Source organism: Pseudomonas libanensis (genome assembly GCF_001439685.1).
Classification (GTDB): domain Bacteria; phylum Pseudomonadota; class Gammaproteobacteria; order Pseudomonadales; family Pseudomonadaceae; genus Aquipseudomonas; species Aquipseudomonas libanensis.
Genome location: NZ_JYLH01000001.1, coordinates 125,099 through 142,078, shown reverse-complemented (window position 1 = coordinate 142,078; position 16,980 = coordinate 125,099). Strand labels below are relative to the sequence as shown.

Sequence of the window (16,980 nt, the reverse complement as noted above, 5' to 3'; positions counted from 1 at the left end):
TTTTGATTTGTGAATACATTCAAAGGTGGGAGCTGGCTTGCCTGCGATAGCTATCTCAGCCCTGCCACTTCCCGCCTTCAACAATCACACTCTCAGGCTTGGTGTCATCGCTCAGCTCTTTACGCACATATTGGTCATAGAGCTTGAGCAGGAACTTCTCCTCCCCCAACTTCGCCAACTCGGCATTCACCCAGTCGCGCAGTTCGATATTGCCCTTCTTCACCGCCGGGGCAATCGGCGCTTCATCGCCGAGTTTTTCTTCCAGCACGCGGTAGCCCGGGTTCTGCTTGGCCCAGCTGAACAGCACCAAGTTGTCTTGCGCATAGGCATCACCACGCCCCGCCGACAGCGCTTGCAACGACTCGGAATTTTTCTCGAATTTGAGCAGCTTCCAGTCCGGGTGGTTCTTGGTCAGCCAGATGTCGGCGGTGGTGCCGGTAGTCACGATAGTGGTACGGGTCGCCAGGTCTTCCAGGCTTTTGACTGCGCTGTCGTTGGGCACCAGGGCCTGTACCGCGACTTTCAGGTTGGGGTTGGTGAAGTCCACCGCTTCCTTGCGTTCAGGCGTCACGGTCATGTTGGCGAGGATCAGGTCGACCTTGTCACTTTGCAGGAAAGGAATGCGGCTGGCCGGTTCGACGGCGACAAATTCCACCTTGTTTTCGTCGCCCAGCAGGTCCTTGGCAAATTGGCGACCGATGTCGGTATCGAAGCCGACGTAGCGTCCGGCCTCGTCCACAAAGCCGAACGGGGGCTTGTCAGTGAAGACGCCGACTATCAGCTTGTCCCGCGCTTTGATTTTGTCGATGTAGCTGACAGCCGCGGGTTTTACCGGCTCTTCGGCCTTTTTATCGCAGCCGGCCAGCAAGGCGACGGCAAACAGTGGCAGCAGTAATTTTTTCATATCGGCTCCAGTTCCTTGATCTTTTTGGGCAGTGTTGAAACAAAGGAGAACTTCTCCAGGAACTGCTGCGCGCGTGCGGTTTGCGGGTTCGTAAAGAATGCCTCGGGGGTGTTGTGTTCGAGGATGCGGCCGGCCTCCATGAACACCACGCGGTCGGCGACGGCGCGGGCGAAGGCCATTTCATGGGTGACGATCAGCAAGGTCATGCCATCGCGGGCCAGGCCCTGGATGACTTCCAGCACTTCCTTGACCATTTCCGGGTCGAGGGCGGCGGTGACTTCGTCAAACAACATGACCTGGGGGTTCATGCACAACGAGCGGACAATGGCGATGCGCTGCTGCTGGCCGCCGGAGAGCTGGCGCGGGAAGGCGTCGCGCTTGTCGGCCAGGCCCACGCGTTCCAGCAGTTTCTGTGCCTGCTCACGGGCCTCACGGGTATCGCGCTTTTGCACCTTCAGCGGGCCGAGCAGAATGTTGTCGAGCACGCTCATGTGCGGAAACAGGTGGTAGCTCTGGAACACCATGCCGATGTCCTGGCGTACCTGGCGCCAGTCGGTGCGTTTGTCCAAAAGCTCGTTGCCGGCGAAACGCAGGCTGCCGCTGTGTGCGGCTTCCAGCCCGTTGAGACAACGCAGCAAGGTGCTTTTGCCACAGCCGCTGGGGCCGAGGATCACCACCACTTCGCCGCTTTGCACACTCAGGTCGATGCCCTTGAGCACCTGCGCCTCGCCGAAGAATTTGTTGAAACCCTGGAACTCGATCAATGCGCTCATGCTTGGGCCCAGCGCCGTTCCAGCACCTTGGAGGCGGCCGACAACGGGTAGCAGATAAAGAAGAAAAACAGGAACAGAGCGCCGTAGATCAGTACCGATTCGTAGGTGCGCTCGATGATTTGTTGGCCGACCTTAATCACATCCACTACGCCGATCAGCACCGCCAGGGAGCTGGTCTTGATGATGCGCGTATACACGTTGATGGTTGGCGGCGTCATGCGTTTGAGGGCCTGGGGCAGCAGTACATAGCCGTACAACTGTGGGCCGGACAGGCCAATCGACAGGCCCGCCTCGCGCTGGCCACGGGGCAGCGAATACAGCGCGCCACGTACCACTTCGCCCACCTCGCTGGCACCCCACAACGACAGCACCAGCACCGCACACCAGAAGCTCGGGATGCTCAGGCCAAAGAAAATCGGCAGACCAAAAAACAGCAGGTACAACCACACCAACACCGGAATCGCGCGGAACAGTTCCAGGTAAACCCGCAGCACCACGTTGACCAAGCGGTTACCCAAGGTGCGCAGCACGCCATACAAGACGCCGCCCAGCGTGCTGAACGCGATGCTCAGCAACGAAATCAACAGGGTTTGCGCGGCGCCCTTGCCCAGTTGCGGCAACGACACCCACAACAACTCAAGACCCGAACTGGCCATGCTGGAGCCTCCTTTCCAGGCGGCTGAGCAGCAGCGACAGCGGCAAAAACAGCAGTACGCAGATCAGCGTCAGCACGGCGAGCATTTCGTAGGTCTTGTAGTAAAGGGCGATATAGCTCTTGGTGGTGTAGAGAATCTCAGGCACCGCCACGGCGGAGACCACAGTGGTCTCCTTGAGCAGGAAGATGAAATTGGCGAACAACGCCGGCAGACTGAGAATGCCGGCCTGGGGCAGGATCACATGGCGCAACAGCTGCCAATCGGACAGGCCAATGGATTTGCCCGACTCGATCTGCGCCAGCGGCACCGCTTCCACCCCGGCGCGCAGCACTTCGGTGAGGTAGGCACCACCCAGAAAGGTCATGGTGATGATCGCCGCCCAGAACCCGGAAATATTGAAACCCAGGGCCGGCAGCGCGAAGTAGACGAAAAACAGTTGGATCAACAGCGGCGTGTTACGCGCCAGCTCCACATACAGCGCCACCAGGCGCGACAGGTAAGGCGTGCGAAACACCAGCAGTGCCGCGTTGATCAGCGCTACCAGCAAGGACGTGGCAATGGCGATCAGGCCGACTTGCAGCGTCACGCCCACGGCTTGCAGGAAGGCAGGCAGCGTGCTGAGGATAAAAGCGAAATCGAAGGTCATGTGCAGTCCATATCGCCGCATGGGTAATGCCGCGAGCGCAGTCCGTGCCGACGTGGATAACGTCAGCTAGCGCGAACTTTAAAGGTATAAAAATCAAATTTTAAATACCTAGATAGCATATCCATATGACCAAAAAACTTACCTCTGTGGGAGCTGGCTTGCCTGCGATAGCGGTCTGTCAGATACAGCGGTGATACTGACCCACCGCTATCGCAGGCAAGCCAGCTCCCACAGTTTTGAATGTATTTCAGATAAAAAAACGCCGACGCTGTAGTAGCCGTCGGCGTTCAAACCTTGAAGGAAGTTTGAGTTACATCAGAACGCCGGCACTACCGCGCCGTTGTACTTCTTCTCGATGAAGGCTTTGACTTCCGGGCTGGTCAGGGCCTTGGCCAACTTCTGGATAGCATCGCTGTCCTTGTTGTCCGGGCGCGCCACCAGGAAGTTCACGTACGGCGACTTGGCGTCTTCAATGATCAACGCATCCTTGGCCGGGTTCAGGCCGGCTTCCAGGGCGTAGTTGGTGTTGATTACGTCCAGGTCCACCTGGTCGAGCACCCGTGGCAACAGGGCCGATTCCAGCTCCTTGAATTTCAGGTGCTTGGGGTTTTCCTTGATGTCTTTTGGCGTGGACAAGGCGTTGGTCGGGTCTTTGAGCGTAATCAGGCCGTTCTTTTGCAGCAGCAGCAGAGCACGGCCACTGTTGGAGCCTTCGTTCGGGATGGCAACGGTGGCGCCGTCTTTCAGGTCTTCAATTTTCTTGATCTTTTTCGAGTAACCACCGATGGGTTCAACGTGCACACCGACTACGGTGACCAGGTTGGTGCCTTTGCCCTTGTTGAAGTTTTCCAGGTACGGCAGGGTCTGGAAATAGTTGGCATCCAGGCGTTTTTCGGCAACCTGCGTATTGGGTTGTACGTAGTCGGTAAAGACTTTGATTTCCAGGTCTACGCCCTCTTTGGCCAGGGTTGGCTTGATCAGCTCGAGGATTTCGGCGTGCGGGATCGGCGTAGCGGCCACCACCAGTTTCTCGTTGGCCTGGGCAAAGCCGGCAGTCAGGGCAGCCGCCAGAGCGGTAAACAACAGAACCTTTTTCATGCAATGTCCTTCTAACGACCGTTTTTATGTAAGGTGCCAGCGAAGTGCTATCGCGGCGTGAGAAGGACAATACCTAGATTTTTTATTCCCGAACAATATCTTTTATTCACGTTGATATTCCATTTTACTCATACAGGAATTTACGCACCGATTCCTGCTCGGCCGGGCTGGCGCTGGCCAAAATTCGTCGCACTTGCTCCAGCGGTGAACCCGCTACCGGCAGGTTCAAATGCTCGGGCAAGATTTCCTCACCGCTGCTCACCAGCAAGGCAAAGTGAATGACGTTTTCCAACTCGCGGGTATTGCCCGGCCACATGTGCTGTTCCAATACCTCTTGGGCGGCATCGCTGATCAGCGGCACCGGCAGGTCCAGGCGCTGGCTGTAGATGCCGAGGAAATATTCGGCCAGGGACAAAATATCTCCCACCCGCTCGCGCAACGCCGGCAGGTCCAGCCTGCCTTCACTCAAATAGTGAAACAGGCGCTCGTGAAACTTGCCAACGGCCACGGCCTGGGCCAAGTCGATGCTGGTGGCGGCCACCAGGCGCACATCCACCGGGCTGGGCTGATGAGCCCCGACGCGGGTGACTTCGTGGTTTTCCAGGGCCGCGAGCAATTTCACCTGGATCGGCAGCGGCAAGTCGCCAATCTCATCCAGGTACAAAGTGCCGCCGTTGGCCGAGCCAAACCAGCCCGCTCGGCTGCTGGCAGCGCCACTGTGACTGCCGGCGGCATAGCCGAACAACTCGGCATCCGCATAAGTGGGGCTGATGGCACCGCAATTGACCGAGACAAACAAGCCGGTGCGGTCACTGCCACGGTGGATGTGCCGCGCCAGCAACTCTTTACCGCTGCCGGTTTCACCGCGAATCAATACGGGTAAAGCGCGCGGCGCCAGGCTTTCCAACTCTTCACGCAGTTGGCGTGAGCGTGGGTCGACAAACACCAGCGCCTTGGCGCGGATGCTCAGCGGGCTTTTCTCGGCATCGGGGAAGGTCAGCAGTGGCTGGCCGTAGGTTTCATGCAGACTCATGGCAGGCTCCCGCCCCAATCCACTCAGGGTGGGGCGTTGTAAAAAATATTAGGCGCTGCGCCGAGCGTGGTGCTCGAGGCGATGTTGCAGACGATAGAGGTAGGCAAAGCCTTGCTCCCAGCGCCGGTGGCCGGATTTCACGTTGATATGCCCGGCGCCCGACAGGATGCCGGCTTCGGCGCCCCACTGACGCGCCAGTTCCAAAGCCCTACGAGCACTCACGGCACTGTCGTTGTCGGAGCTGACCACCTGGCTGGGGAATGGCAATAAATCGGTGGGAATCGGCGCGAAGTTACGCAAGGCGGGCGCACACGCAGGGCGCTCGACATCCGCCGGCGCCACCAGCAACGCGCCGCGTACCTGCCGCAAAAAATGCACGGGGGCGGAGGTCGCCCAGTGGGCCACGGTGATGCAACCCAGGCTGTGGGCGATCAGGATGACCGGGGTGCTGTCGGCAGCGATGGCCTCGGCCAGTGCGGCTACCCAATCTTCGCGACGCGGCGTCAGCCAATCGGCCTGCTCGACCCGTGCGCTGTTGGGCAAGCTGTTCTGCCAATGGGTTTGCCAATGATCTTCTGGCGATCCTTGCCAGCCCGGCACGATCAGATATCGAATCGACTCGCTGTGCATGGGTGTGCCCTCCTGCAGCGTTTAGCGTTGCTGACCAGTATAGGGGCCGCAAAACAATCAAATAAGGAATAAAAAGGAATTTATTAATAACCATATTGAATTAGCCATTTTTTTGACCCAACCATCGCACGCCCCTCCGACACCGAGATGCCAGAGGGGCGGTGGCTGCAACTGAGCCCCGTCAGAGAGTTGGAGAACACCCAAGCCACTGCTATCGGCGCCCAAGGTTCTACCCACTCAACGTGAATGATACATAGAGTGCTCTGCGCCGATGGTGACGCCAAACCTATGGTTCATCGGCATATAAAAATCGCGGACTTGTATTAACTTCTTTGCATAGTCCTCGGGGAGCAAAAGGCGAGCATTCAGTAGTTCAGTCACGTCATCAACAACCGGGAAAAATCCATATTTTTCCTGCTCTAATACATCACCAAACATTCGTGGCCCGGTAATCTCGAATATCCTCGTTTCGTACTCTTTATAGGCTTGCTGTTCCGCGGCGCCCAACCCATTCTTAAAGAAGGGGCGATGGCTGGCAAGCCAGGATTCGTTCGCCTTATACCGGTGATACGACTCCTCCAATATCTTATCGAACAGAGGATTGTCAGGATGACTTGCAAAGTTACTGGTATTAAACCCTTTGAAGTCGGTCGGCTCATAGGTAACGGGTGAGTTCATCAAGATATCATTGGGTGTAGCTTTCAGCGTGATGTCTCCCACGTTAAACGCCAGCGTGTCGTCTGTATCCAGATAAATGCCGCCGTACTTCTTCATCAACGCTACGCGCATCACGTCCGATGACGCTGCTAAGTTCTGGCCTTGCCCTGAACGAAAATACTGGTACATCTCTGCGTACTTACTGGCATTCAGCGCTTGAAAGGCCTCATCTTCTTTCAAGTCATGCACTTCAAGCCCGCCCACCTTATGGTCCAGAGCAGACTTTATTTTTTGAAATGTACTTGCATCATTCGCGTCAACATGAACAACCGACTTGTAACCAGGGCTTTTTCTAGCGTTCTCAATAATATTGTCGAGCAAGTGCTCTGGCATTTCATTGCCGGCCCAAAAATAATGGATCACTTTAGGCACTTCTGTCGCACCGGACGGCAGCGAAGGTAACTGCGGTAATTTCAAGGTTTTACTCAGGCTGGAGACGGGCGCACCTTTGCTCCCTTCGATCGCTTCGGTTTTAGTACCGCTCAGCCAATTTCCTTGCCCTTTACGCCAATAAAACACGTCATTTGCTTCACCGTTCTCGTTGAGCCCACGCCAGAGGCGGGCCTCTACGTCATACGTGACCTTGGTACCGTATGGGCCGACGAAAACCATGTAGTCTTCCGAGAACATTTGATGGACATCGTCCATGGGAATCGTAATCTCTTCAGGGATCCTCGGCGGCGAAACAGGCCCCATCGGGTATCCGATCTGCCCGTTGACTCGCCGTGGCGGGTTGAAGATTGAGCGCCCTTGTTCAGGGGCTTGCGCAGGCGCCTGGGCTACAACGTCAACCCCTGCTGCAACGCCCTCGCTGGTCACCCTCTCAGTCAGCGCTTTGGCCAGGGGTGGCCCCGCATGGGTGGCTAATGGCGGAACAGCGTTCAGTACCCCAAAAACAATCCGATCAGAAGCCGTCGCTTTGCCTTTGACGGCATCATCGATGCCGATGCCTGCCTGGGTAGCCCCGGCAGCCAGGAAGAACGCATCCAGCCCTATTGCCACCTCCGGCATGGCCAGGGCCAGCGGCGTCATGAACATGGCGACTTTGGTAGCTTCTTCCACGCCCTGAAATATTTTGTTCTTGGTGTAGTCGCCGTCACTGACGATCGCATTTTCCGCGTCCGAATAGGACCGGGCCTTTTGTCGAATTTTGACTGTTTCAAAAGGGTCGTCATGCAACCGATCCACGGTGATGAAGCGATCCGGCACCCAACCGTTGAGTTTGGAAAGGATAGCGCCGCCCGAGGTCTGCGCATCGGACCAGTTTCCCATCCCCTCCAACGATTGGCGCACACCATCAGAAAACGACTTATTGGCCTGATCCTTGAGGGAAAAGTGCGTCAACAGTGATTCGCGCTTTACCGGATCCGCGGCCTGTTTGGCCAACCACGTTTTCATTTGCGCCGGATTGTCGAAACGATGGATCGGCGAAGAGTTGCCGGGGATGTAAAGCAACGTCAGCTGGGTTTTCCGGTCGGTCACACACATCAAGTCGGTCGACTGCAAACCATTGATGCTCAGCAACCCGATATCCAGGTCCGGGTCCTTGACAGCAGGCGTTGCAAAATCGTCAACCGTCAGCTCGGACCATTCCTTTTGCGCAACCGGCCCCAACGCACGTTGAGCGAGCGCCGTCTCTACAGGGCCCAGGGTCCCTTCCAGCCGCTGTAGATTGATGGCTTTGACAAAGGAGATTTTACTCAATGCCGCATAGGAGTCGGTGTGCTTGTCCCAAAACCCATCAAGCGTCTTCTTATACAATTGGGTCCGGTCTGTATTCCAGACTAACGCCTTGAAGTCGTCAACCGGTATGGACACACGGGTGTCCGCATTATAAGGGGCGCCGCCGGGAGCGCTGGGTTCGCGATAAATGCCTTGTCGACTGTTGGCTTCCTGGACCCAACCGTCAACCTTGTTGTAAATATAAACCGCCGGAGAAAAGTACTTGGCAATTTTTACAAACCAGCCTTCATTATCCTCGACCGTGACGTCCTGCCTGTTTTCCAACGCCGCCTGTGTCAGGGTTATTTTCTCCACCACCTCTTTTTCATCTTCGCCCTCGTGCTTGAACGTCACCAAATAGGTTTTATCCGGGTCAACATCCACACCCCAATGCTGTTTTATCTTGGCGGATAAAATAGCCGAGATCTCTTTCTCGGGACTTATGAAGTCGGAGGAGTGTTTACTGATATAAGTCTCTATGTGAGCGTTTTCTTTCAATACCGAACGTTGATTGCTTGACGCAATGGGCATACCGTCTGATGCAGCACCTTGCGACACACTGTTGCTTTTCTGACTATCAGCCAGGCTTGTCGGTTTATACGCGGCCGGGTGTCGAACGTGTTGGGATTGATAAGTTTGGACTTCCTCTACCGGGGATTTTTCCTCAGGCTTTTTAATAACTATTTTCGGTTCAACGAACGTATTTACCAGTTGAACGGGAAATCGGATAGACATGCCTTTACTCCATTAGTTGAATCACTCCATGCGCCGACCAGCATAAGCATACCGATAAGAATTGCACGCCCGAAAACATGTAAATTCTTTTCCTATGCAACATCCATAAACACCCATCAAATAAAAAAGGCCGCACCCTGCCAAGGAAAGCGGCCCAAAAAACTGTCGAGACTTTTTGAAACTAACGTGCGGTAATCACCGACAACTTGGTAATGCCCGCGCGCTCGATCGACGCCATCGCGCGTGCCACTTCACCATAATTCACCCCATCGTCGGCCTGTAGTTGCACCCGCACATCGGGGTCCTTGGCCTTGGCCGCCTGCAGGTTGAATTCCAGCAGGTCCGGCGCGATGGCGTCCTTGTTGATAAATACTTTTCCAGCCCCGTCGATGCTCACCACCAGCGGGTCTTTCTGCTCAACCGGCGCCACGGCCTGGGTCTTGGGGAGGTTGATCGGGATCGAGTTGGTCAACAACGGCGCGGTGACGATGAACACCACCAACAGCACCAACATCACATCCACCAGCGGCGTGACGTTGATCTCGCTCAGCACCTCATCACTGTCTTGCGTGGAGAAGGCCATTCAGGACGCCTCCTTCACTTTCTGCGGGCTGCCGGCGCTGGCCTTGGCCAATGTCGGGTGCAGCAGCACACGGAACGCGTTTTTCTGCGCCAGGCTGTAGAAGTCGTGGGCAAAGTCATCCAGGTCCGCCGCCGTCAGCTTCAGGCGACGCAGGAAATAGTTGTAGACCAGCACCGCAGGCACCGCGACGGCGATCCCCACGCCAGTCGCGACCAACGCCGCACCGATCGGCCCTGCCACCGTTTCCAGGCTGGCGGACCCGGCGGCACTGATCCCCTTCAGCGCCTCCATGATCCCCCACACTGTGCCAAACAGGCCGATAAACGGTGAGGTGCTGCCGATGCTGGCGACTACGGCCAGGCCGGTTTCCAGGGAACGACGTTCGCGCACGATCTGCTGGCGCAGGGCGCGTTCGAGTCGGTCCTGATGGTTGATCGCCTGACTCAAGTCCGTCGCATGGCTGGCGTCACCCACCTGGATCGCCGCGTAACCGGCCTGGGCCACACGAGCGGCGGCGCCTGGCTGGGTTTCAGCGAGTTCGGCGGCCGAGTCAAGGCTCGATGCCGCCCAGAACCGGGTGTGAAACCTGCGATCCTGGGCCTTGAGGCGACCGAACTGCACGCCCTTGAGCAAGGCCAGGCCCCAGGTGGCGATCGAAAAGGCCACCAGCAGCCAGATCACCGCGCTTTCGATGGATTCAAGTGGAGATGCCAATGCCATGATGTTTTCCCTCTGCGCCGCTGAATAATTAATGAATCTTGAAATCGATGGGCACGCTGACCCAGCCGTTCTGGGCTACATCGCCCTGCTTGGCGGGCACGAAACTCCAGCGCTTTACCGCCGCCAATGCCGCGTCATCCAGTTGCTGGCGACCGCTGCTTTTTTGCACCTGAATCTCACCCGGCTTACCACTGGCCAGCACCTGCACCCGCAGCAACACCGTGCCTTCCCAACCGCGACGCTGAGCCAGTGACGGGTACTCCGGCGCTGGGTTCTTCAGGTACGCCGCGTTGGCCGAAGCAGGCGTCACCGGCGCTGGCGCCGCAGGTGCAGGTGCGGGCGGTGCAGGTGGTGCTGGCGTCGGTGGTGCAGGTGGCTGCTCGACGGCTTTGGGGACCGGCTTGGGTTCAGGTTTAGGCGCAGGCTTGGGTTTGGGTTTCGCAATGGGTTTGGGCGGCGCCGGCTTGGCGGCCAATTCATCCACCACCGGCGGCGGCGGCTCGACCACTGGCGCAGGCGATGGTGGCGGTACAGGCGGAGGCGGTTCAACCACCGGCGGCGCCGGCTGGGAAAATTCGATGGTCATCGGTGGAATTTCCGGGGGCACAATCGGCAGCACCGGCGTGGGTTTCTGGCTCACCCAATAGATCACTGCGCCATGCAGCGCCAACACCAGCAACCCAAGCAAAATCCCTTCGCGGCGGCTGGAAAAACGCTTCGGGGTCTTCTGCAGCCGCAATTGCCCCAACGGCGCGCGATGCAGCCGGCCAAGGTCGACCAACTCACCACTCGGTGCCTGGCGCCACTGCGCCTCGGGTGCACTGGCGGCGGTCTGGACATTGCCCATTGATTCACTCCCTACGGTTTTGAAAAACCGACGGGGCCTACTTAAAGGCCCGTCGAGGGCTGAATCATCGGGGCCAGACGTTTATTTCTTAAAGTAATTTTTAAAGTTATATATAGAACAAAAATGCATAAATGAAACAGCCGAAAACACCAAAGCCACGTGGAGCGTGGCCTGGCTTCAAGCCGTTGTTTTTCAATGCCTTAAAGGCATACAAAATATTCAGCAAAGGTATGGGTCAGTGCGGGTTTCCACTGCACAAAGCCAGCAATTCACCCAGCAAACTCTGGCCCGCTGCGCCCAAACCACTGCGGCCATACAGGGCCAATCGCACGCCATGAACAGGCGGCAAGCCACTCTCCGGGCCGAGTATGCGATGGCCTGGTTGCAACACCCGTTCCGGCAACAGGCTGATGCCCAACCCTGCCGCCACCGCAGAGCACACGCTGGCCAGGCTGGCGCTGGAATAACCGATGCGCCAACGCCAACCAGCCCGCTCCAGATGGTGGAGCATGTCATTGCGATACAGGCCGCCCACCGGGAAAGCCACCAGCGGCAGCGGGTCACGGCCCAGCGCCGGCATGCTGAGGCTGTCGACCCAATACAAGGGTTCGGGCCACGACGCCACACAGTCGTCGCTGTCCCCCATCTGCTTGACCAGCAAGACGTCGAACTCACCACCGCGGTACTGGCGCTGCAACTCGGGGCCTAGGCCACTGGTGACTTCCAGACGCACCCGTGGGTACGCCACCACAAACGCTGAGAGCAGCGGCATCAGGCGCTCGGCGGCAAAGTCCTCCGGAACGCCCAGGCGCAATACGCCGTCGCTTTGCTGGTTGATCAGCACATCGGCGGCTTCTTCATGCCGCGCCAGAATGCGCCGTGCATAGGCGAGCAAACGTTCGCCCTCGGCCGTCGGCACCACACGGCGCTGGTCGCGATCAAGTAACTGGCAAGTCACGGCGTCTTCCAGGCGGCGGATCTGCTGGCTGACGGTGGACTGGGTCAAATGCAGGCGCTCGGCGGCGCGAGTGAAATTGCCGCAGTCCACCACGGCGACAAAGCTGCGTAACAACACAGGATCGAACACACTCATCACCATCGCGTTTGCCACTGGTTGGCATGGTTATATTTAATTTCAGCATACCTTGGCGCCTCGCCATACTCATCCCTCATTTGCCCACTCGGACCCTGCCTGCCATGACGCTGAACACGACACTCGCTGGACGACTCGTCGGCTGGGGCCTGCTGGTAGTGCTCGGCCTGAACCTGCGCCCCATCCTCAGCTCCATCAGCCCGTTGCTCGGTGAGATTCGCCAGGCCACCGGCCTGAGTTTTCAGAGCAGTGCCTTGCTCACCAGCCTGCCGGTGATCTGCATGGGGCTGGTGGCACTGGTGGGCGTGCATGTGGAGGCGCGCCTGGGCGAACGGCGCGGCATCGCCTTGGGCTTGTTGATGATTCTGTTGGCGTGCCTGGCGCGCTGGCTGATGGGCCAGGCCTCGGCGCTGCTGGTCACAGCACTGCTCGGCGGTGCAGGCGTGGCGCTGATCCAGGCGTTGGTGCCGGCGATGATCAAGCGCGAATTCCATCACCGCGTGCCGGTGGCGATGGGCGTGTACTCGGCGTCGCTGATGGCCGGCGGCGGGCTGGCGGCGCTGCTCAGCCCGGTGGTAGCCACACACTTTCAGCACTGGCAGGCGGGCTTGGGTGTGTGGCTCTTGCCGGCGCTGGGGGCACTGCTGCTGTGGGCCTGGCTACCGCTGGGCGCGGCGCGAAATCCACAGCGGGCACCTGCGTTCAAAGGGCTGCGCAACCGCCGCGCCTGGCTGCTGGCGCTGTACTTCGGCCTGGTGAACTGCGGCTACATGAGCATGGTCGCGTGGCTGCCCGCCTACTATCAGCAACTGGGTTGGGGCGTGCTGCCTAGCGGTTCATTGCTGGCGTTCATGACGATTTTTCAGGTGACGGCCGCCCTGCTGATGCCGGTGCTGGCGCAGCGCGGTATCGACCGCCGCCCATTGCTAAGCATCAGCCTGCTGGCGCAAACCATTGGCTACCTGGGCCTGATCATTGCGCCGCAGGAATATCCTCACCTGTGGGTGGCCTTGTGCGGCTTCGGATTGGGGGCGTGTTTTGCCTTGAGCCTGTTGCTGACCCTCGACCACCATCGCGACCCGCGCCAAGCCGGGCAACTGGCAGCGTTCGTCCAGGGCGTGGGCTTTTTGATCAATGCGATTTCACCGTGGCTGACCGGCTGGCTGCGCGAGCTTACCGGCAATTTCGTCAGCGCCTGGGTGGTGCTGACGGTGACGGTGGTGGCGATGCTGCTGGTGACACGGGTGTTCCGCCCGGCCACCTATCGCACCGACCTAGAAGTCGTAGCGCCCAGTCATGCCTAGGGTGCGCGGCGTGCCCAGCAAACCTTCATAGCCGCCGTTACCGCCGGTCCACAGCGTGGTGTAGTAGGTCTTGTCGAACGCGTTTTTCAGCCACAACGACACATCCCACTGCCCTTGGTCATAGTTGCCGCGCAGGCCGGTTGATAAGTTGACCACCGCATAGGCCGGGATCTGCCCGTAGTCGGAGTCTTCCACCGTACCTACCGCCTTGGAACGGAACGCATAGCTGGCGGTGACGTAGGGTTCGAAGCCGTTCGCCAGGTTCCACTTGTACTCGCCGTTGGCATTGGCGATCCACTTTGACGCACCCACCACCTGATGGCCGCTCAAGTCGCAGGACGCCGGCGCACCCGGGCGCAGGCTGGTTTCCGGCGGGCATGGCGCATCCTTGTATGACAGGTAACTCACGTCATTGAAGGAGCCGTTGATGTTCAGCGTCAGGCCCTTGATCGGCACCAGGGTGCTTTCCACTTCCACGCCCCGCGAGCGCACAGAGCCGGCGTTGGTCAGGTACTGCACGCGGTTGTCCTGATCGTACGCGTTGGTCTGGTAGCCGTTGACCTGGGTCCAGAACAGGTTGGCATTGAGCTGCAGGCGGCGGTCCCATAAGGTGCTCTTGAAACCCAGCTCGGCATTGTTGGCACGCTCGGTGCCGATGAGCAGCGAGTCGGCCCCTGCCGTCGGCGCAGATCCCACCGCCAGGTTGACCCCGCCGGACTTCTCGCCGTGGGACAGCGTTGCGTAGCCCAGCAGGTTGTCATTGAAGTGGTAACTCAGACTCAATAATCCCGATGGCGTGGTGCTGTACTGATTGAGGTCACCGGAGTCATACGCGCCGGTACGCCCACGCCGCGCCGTGGCAGCGCCGCCGGTCACAGCGGCGCCGCCCACCGGGGCATTGCGCGTGACCCAGGCGCTTTTTTCTTCGTAGGTGCCACGCAGGCCGGCGGTGAAATCCAGGCGTTCGGTCAGGTGCCAGGTGCCTTGGGCGAACAGCGCAAAACTGTCGGTGCGGATATGCCCGTTGCCGACGCTGCTCACATTGTTCAACGCGCCAGTTGGCGTGCCATTCCAGGTGTCGGCCTTTGGCCCGTAATAGGCGAAGGATTTATTATCCAGGTCGGAGCCGAAGTAGTAGGCGCCGAGCACGTAATCAAAGAAGCCCCCCGTAGGCGATGCCAGGCGAAACTCCTGGGACCACTGCTTATCTTCCACCGACACCCCGGCGTTGTACGACGCCGGTACGTTGAGGCCGTCATCATTGCGCGGGGTGAAATTCCACCAACGGTAGGCGCTCACCGAGGTCAGGGTGAAGTCATTCGGCAGCGTCCAGTTGGCTTCCAGCGAAGTACCGCCCTGAAACACGGTGACGTGCTGGTCGTTGTCCAGGTTGACCTTGCGATGGGTGCCATCCACCAGGGTCGCCCCCGCCGCGTTGGCGCGGGATTGGTACAAATTGGTGCCATTGATGGTCGGCCCGGTGCTGTACAGCACGCGGGTGCCGGCGCTCGAGTCCTCTTCGTTGTAATCACCGATCCAGCGCAGGTTGAACGCCTCGTTGGGCTTGTACAGCAATTGCCCGCGAAAGCCCTGGCGGGAGCCGCCGTTCAGGTCATGGCCGTCGTGTTCGTTCTTGATATCGCCGTCGCTGCGCGTGCGATAGGCCGAGAAACGCCCCGCCAGGTCATCGCTGAGCGGGCCGGAAATCGTGCCCTTGGTCTGGAAATAACCGTCCTCGCCCAAGGAAGTTTCAATGCTGCGTTCGGGGGTGAAGCTCGGTGCACGGGTGCTGATATTGATCACCCCGGCGGTGGTGTTCTTGCCGAACAAGGTGCCCTGGGGGCCGCGCAGGACTTCGAGCTGCTCGATGTCCATCAGGTCGAACACCGCCATGCCCGGGCGCCCGAGGTAGACGTTGTCGATATACAGCCCCACGCTGCCTTCCAGGCCATCGCTGGCCGGGTTGTTGCCCAGGCCGCGGATCGACACGCTGGACTGGCGCGCATGCATATAAGCGACGTTGACGCTGGGCACCAGTTGCTGCAAATCCTGGATCCGGTATACCCGCTGGGTCTCCAGTGCCTGGCCGCCGACCACACTCATGGGCGTCGGCACGGCCTGGGCACTTTCGGTGCGCCGCCGGGCGGTCACGGTGACGGTTTCCAACTGGCCACTGGCGCTGTCGCCCTTGCTGGCAGGCGCAGGCGTTTCGGCGGCCTGGGTCGGCGACCAACTGCTGCTACCGGCCACCAACACAGCCAGGGGCAAGGACTTGAACAGACTCATAAGCGGCTCCAGAACCCGGAGATATCCATCGGCAGATATTCCTAAAGGTTATTTATTTATGTTTTAACGAACATTTACTGCATAAGAGATAGCCTTTATAAGGAGTCGACCTAATGCATATCCAATGCATTTCCCGGATATTTTTAATGTGAAAAATGCATATCGATCTGCGCCAGCTTCGCCACTTCATCGCCCTCGCCGAACAACGCAGTTTTGTCGCCGCTGCGATGGCCGTGAACCTGTCGCAGTCGGCGTTCAGCCGCAGCATCCAAGCCCTGGAACACAGTGCCGGCTGCCAATTGGTGGACCGTGGTCGCAAGGACCTGGCGCCCACCAAGCAAGGCCAGGTGTTGCTCGAACATGCGCGGCGGCTGGTCAGCGGCGCCCAGCAACTGGCCAACGAGATCAACCAGTTCAACGGCCTGGAAGCCGGTGAGCTGCGCTTCGGCTGCGGCCCGGCGCCGGCAGGTGGCTTGATCCCCCGCGCCATCGGCAGTTTTATCGGGCGCTATCCCAAGGCCCGCGTGCAATTCCAAGTGGACGACTGGCAAAGCCTGGACAAGCGCCTGCTCAGCGAAGAGTTCGAATTTTTCGTTGCCGACACCCGCCACTTCGAAGCCAACCCCGACTACCACACCCACCGCCTGCGCCCACGCCGCTGGTATTTTTGCTGCCGCGCCGGCCACCCCTTGGCCGGGCGCGACAGCGTCAGCGCCGCCGAGCTGATGAGCTACCCGCTGGCCGTGACCATCCGCCCGCCGAACCTGCGCAAAGTCATCGTTGACCTCAGCGGCCGGCCCGATTATCAACCCAATGTGGAGTGTGAAAACGGCTATAGCCTGATGGGCGTGGTGTTGCGTTCGGACGCCATCGGCATCGTCAGCGCCAACAGCGATGTGCTGCACATGGCGCGGGGTGAGCTGGTGTGCCTGAAGATTGAGGGCCTGGATGAAAACCTGGAGGAGCGTTACACCCGCTACGGAATTGTCAGCCGTGCGGGGTATCGATTGTCGCCGTTGGCGCAGGCGATGATTGAGCAGATCAAGCAGATTGATGAGCTGGATGAAGACATTTGCACCCTGGAGAATATCGCTGTTTGAACCGGCGCCTTCGCGGGCTTGCCCGCGAAAGCGCCGGTAGCAACACCCATGCATTCACTGCATGGAACCCAGTCCCCAAATGCACTTGCCAGCGCGCCCTCCGAACGGCGAAAAAACCCACCTGTCCTCCGTC

Annotated in this window: 15 protein-coding genes; 2 read left to right on the top strand and 13 right to left on the bottom strand. The window is 58.9% G+C overall.

What is annotated here, in order from left to right:
• Positions 1–55 precede the first annotated feature (55 nt).
• The 12 genes from TU73_RS00575 to TU73_RS00520 form a co-directional block, all read right to left on the bottom strand.
• A complete protein-coding gene (locus TU73_RS00575) occupies positions 56–904 on the bottom strand; it encodes a transporter substrate-binding domain-containing protein (RefSeq protein ID WP_057010525.1) in 849 nt (282 codons plus the stop codon).
• Positions 901–1,677, bottom strand: a complete 777-nt coding sequence (locus TU73_RS00570; RefSeq protein ID WP_057010524.1) for an amino acid ABC transporter ATP-binding protein — start codon at positions 1,675–1,677, stop codon at positions 901–903. The genes TU73_RS00575 and TU73_RS00570 overlap by 4 nt, the downstream gene beginning before the upstream one ends.
• The gene (locus TU73_RS00565) at positions 1,674–2,333 is read right to left on the bottom strand and encodes an amino acid ABC transporter permease (protein WP_057010523.1); all 660 of its coding nucleotides are present in this window, start codon (positions 2,331–2,333) and stop codon (positions 1,674–1,676) included. The genes TU73_RS00570 and TU73_RS00565 overlap by 4 nt, the downstream gene beginning before the upstream one ends.
• Positions 2,314–2,979, bottom strand: coding sequence for an amino acid ABC transporter permease (locus TU73_RS00560; protein WP_057010522.1), 666 nt, complete (start codon positions 2,977–2,979; stop codon positions 2,314–2,316). Before TU73_RS00560 ends, TU73_RS00565 begins: the two co-directional genes overlap by 20 nt.
• A 315-nt stretch (positions 2,980–3,294) precedes the next feature.
• Positions 3,295–4,077 carry a MetQ/NlpA family ABC transporter substrate-binding protein gene (locus TU73_RS00555; protein WP_057010521.1) on the bottom strand — a complete coding sequence of 261 codons (783 nt, stop codon included), beginning with the start codon at positions 4,075–4,077 and terminating at the stop codon, positions 3,295–3,297.
• 124 nt (positions 4,078–4,201) lie between these two features.
• Positions 4,202–5,110 (bottom strand): sigma 54-interacting transcriptional regulator, encoded by a 909-nt coding sequence (locus TU73_RS00550; RefSeq protein WP_057010520.1) that lies wholly within the window; start codon positions 5,108–5,110, stop codon positions 4,202–4,204.
• A gap of 48 nt (positions 5,111–5,158) precedes the next feature.
• On the bottom strand, positions 5,159–5,740 hold the full coding sequence (locus TU73_RS00545) for an alpha/beta hydrolase (RefSeq protein ID WP_057010519.1): 582 nt from the start codon (positions 5,738–5,740) through the stop codon (positions 5,159–5,161).
• Positions 5,741–5,977: 237 nt separating this feature from the next.
• The gene (locus TU73_RS00540) at positions 5,978–8,914 is read right to left on the bottom strand and encodes a glycosyltransferase family 32 protein (protein WP_156421186.1); all 2,937 of its coding nucleotides are present in this window, start codon (positions 8,912–8,914) and stop codon (positions 5,978–5,980) included.
• Positions 8,915–9,095: 181 nt separating this feature from the next.
• Complete coding sequence (locus TU73_RS00535; protein WP_057010518.1) at positions 9,096–9,497, bottom strand: ExbD/TolR family protein; 402 nt, start codon at positions 9,495–9,497, stop codon at positions 9,096–9,098.
• A complete protein-coding gene (locus TU73_RS00530; RefSeq protein WP_156421185.1) occupies positions 9,498–10,220 on the bottom strand; it encodes a MotA/TolQ/ExbB proton channel family protein in 723 nt (240 codons plus the stop codon).
• 25 nt (positions 10,221–10,245) lie between these two features.
• Entirely contained in the window at positions 10,246–11,064 is an 819-nt protein-coding gene (locus tag TU73_RS00525; RefSeq protein WP_057010516.1) for an energy transducer TonB, read from the bottom strand.
• A 235-nt stretch (positions 11,065–11,299) separates the two neighbouring features.
• Positions 11,300–12,151 carry a LysR family transcriptional regulator gene (locus TU73_RS00520; RefSeq protein ID WP_057010855.1) on the bottom strand — a complete coding sequence of 284 codons (852 nt, stop codon included), beginning with the start codon at positions 12,149–12,151 and terminating at the stop codon, positions 11,300–11,302.
• Between the two features lie 110 nt (positions 12,152–12,261).
• Between TU73_RS00520 and TU73_RS00515 the strand changes: the two genes are divergently transcribed.
• Positions 12,262–13,461, top strand: a complete 1,200-nt coding sequence (locus tag TU73_RS00515) for a CynX/NimT family MFS transporter (RefSeq protein ID WP_057010515.1) — start codon at positions 12,262–12,264, stop codon at positions 13,459–13,461.
• Here the strand turns inward: TU73_RS00515 and TU73_RS00510 are convergent.
• A complete protein-coding gene (locus TU73_RS00510; RefSeq protein ID WP_057010514.1) occupies positions 13,432–15,747 on the bottom strand; it encodes a TonB-dependent receptor in 2,316 nt (771 codons plus the stop codon). The genes TU73_RS00515 and TU73_RS00510 overlap by 30 nt on opposite strands.
• Positions 15,748–15,902: 155 nt before the next feature.
• On the opposite strand from TU73_RS00510, the gene TU73_RS00505 reads away from it, so the two are divergent.
• Complete coding sequence (locus tag TU73_RS00505) at positions 15,903–16,847, top strand: LysR family transcriptional regulator (protein WP_057010513.1); 945 nt, start codon at positions 15,903–15,905, stop codon at positions 16,845–16,847.
• The last annotated feature ends 133 nt before the right edge of the window (positions 16,848–16,980 follow it).

Bases quoted from the DNA above. Each gene is read 5' to 3' on its own strand.
- TU73_RS00575 (WP_057010525.1), bottom strand. From the start codon at position 904: ATGAAAAAATTACTGCTGCCACTGTTTGCCGTCGCCTTGCTGGCCGGC.
- TU73_RS00570 (WP_057010524.1), bottom strand. From the start codon at position 1,677: ATGAGCGCATTGATCGAGTTCCAGGGTTTCAACAAATTCTTCGGCGAG.
- TU73_RS00565 (WP_057010523.1), bottom strand. From the start codon at position 2,333: ATGGCCAGTTCGGGTCTTGAGTTGTTGTGGGTGTCGTTGCCGCAACTG.
- TU73_RS00560 (WP_057010522.1), bottom strand. From the start codon at position 2,979: ATGACCTTCGATTTCGCTTTTATCCTCAGCACGCTGCCTGCCTTCCTG.
- TU73_RS00555 (WP_057010521.1), bottom strand. From the start codon at position 4,077: ATGAAAAAGGTTCTGTTGTTTACCGCTCTGGCGGCTGCCCTGACTGCC.
- TU73_RS00550 (WP_057010520.1), bottom strand. From the start codon at position 5,110: ATGAGTCTGCATGAAACCTACGGCCAGCCACTGCTGACCTTCCCCGAT.
- TU73_RS00545 (WP_057010519.1), bottom strand. From the start codon at position 5,740: ATGCACAGCGAGTCGATTCGATATCTGATCGTGCCGGGCTGGCAAGGA.
- TU73_RS00540 (WP_156421186.1), bottom strand. From the start codon at position 8,914: ATGTCTATCCGATTTCCCGTTCAACTGGTAAATACGTTCGTTGAACCG.
- TU73_RS00535 (WP_057010518.1), bottom strand. From the start codon at position 9,497: ATGGCCTTCTCCACGCAAGACAGTGATGAGGTGCTGAGCGAGATCAAC.
- TU73_RS00525 (WP_057010516.1), bottom strand. From the start codon at position 11,064: ATGGGCAATGTCCAGACCGCCGCCAGTGCACCCGAGGCGCAGTGGCGC.
- TU73_RS00515 (WP_057010515.1), top strand. From the start codon at position 12,262: ATGACGCTGAACACGACACTCGCTGGACGACTCGTCGGCTGGGGCCTG.
- TU73_RS00510 (WP_057010514.1), bottom strand. From the start codon at position 15,747: ATGAGTCTGTTCAAGTCCTTGCCCCTGGCTGTGTTGGTGGCCGGTAGC.
- TU73_RS00505 (WP_057010513.1), top strand. From the start codon at position 15,903: ATGCATATCGATCTGCGCCAGCTTCGCCACTTCATCGCCCTCGCCGAA.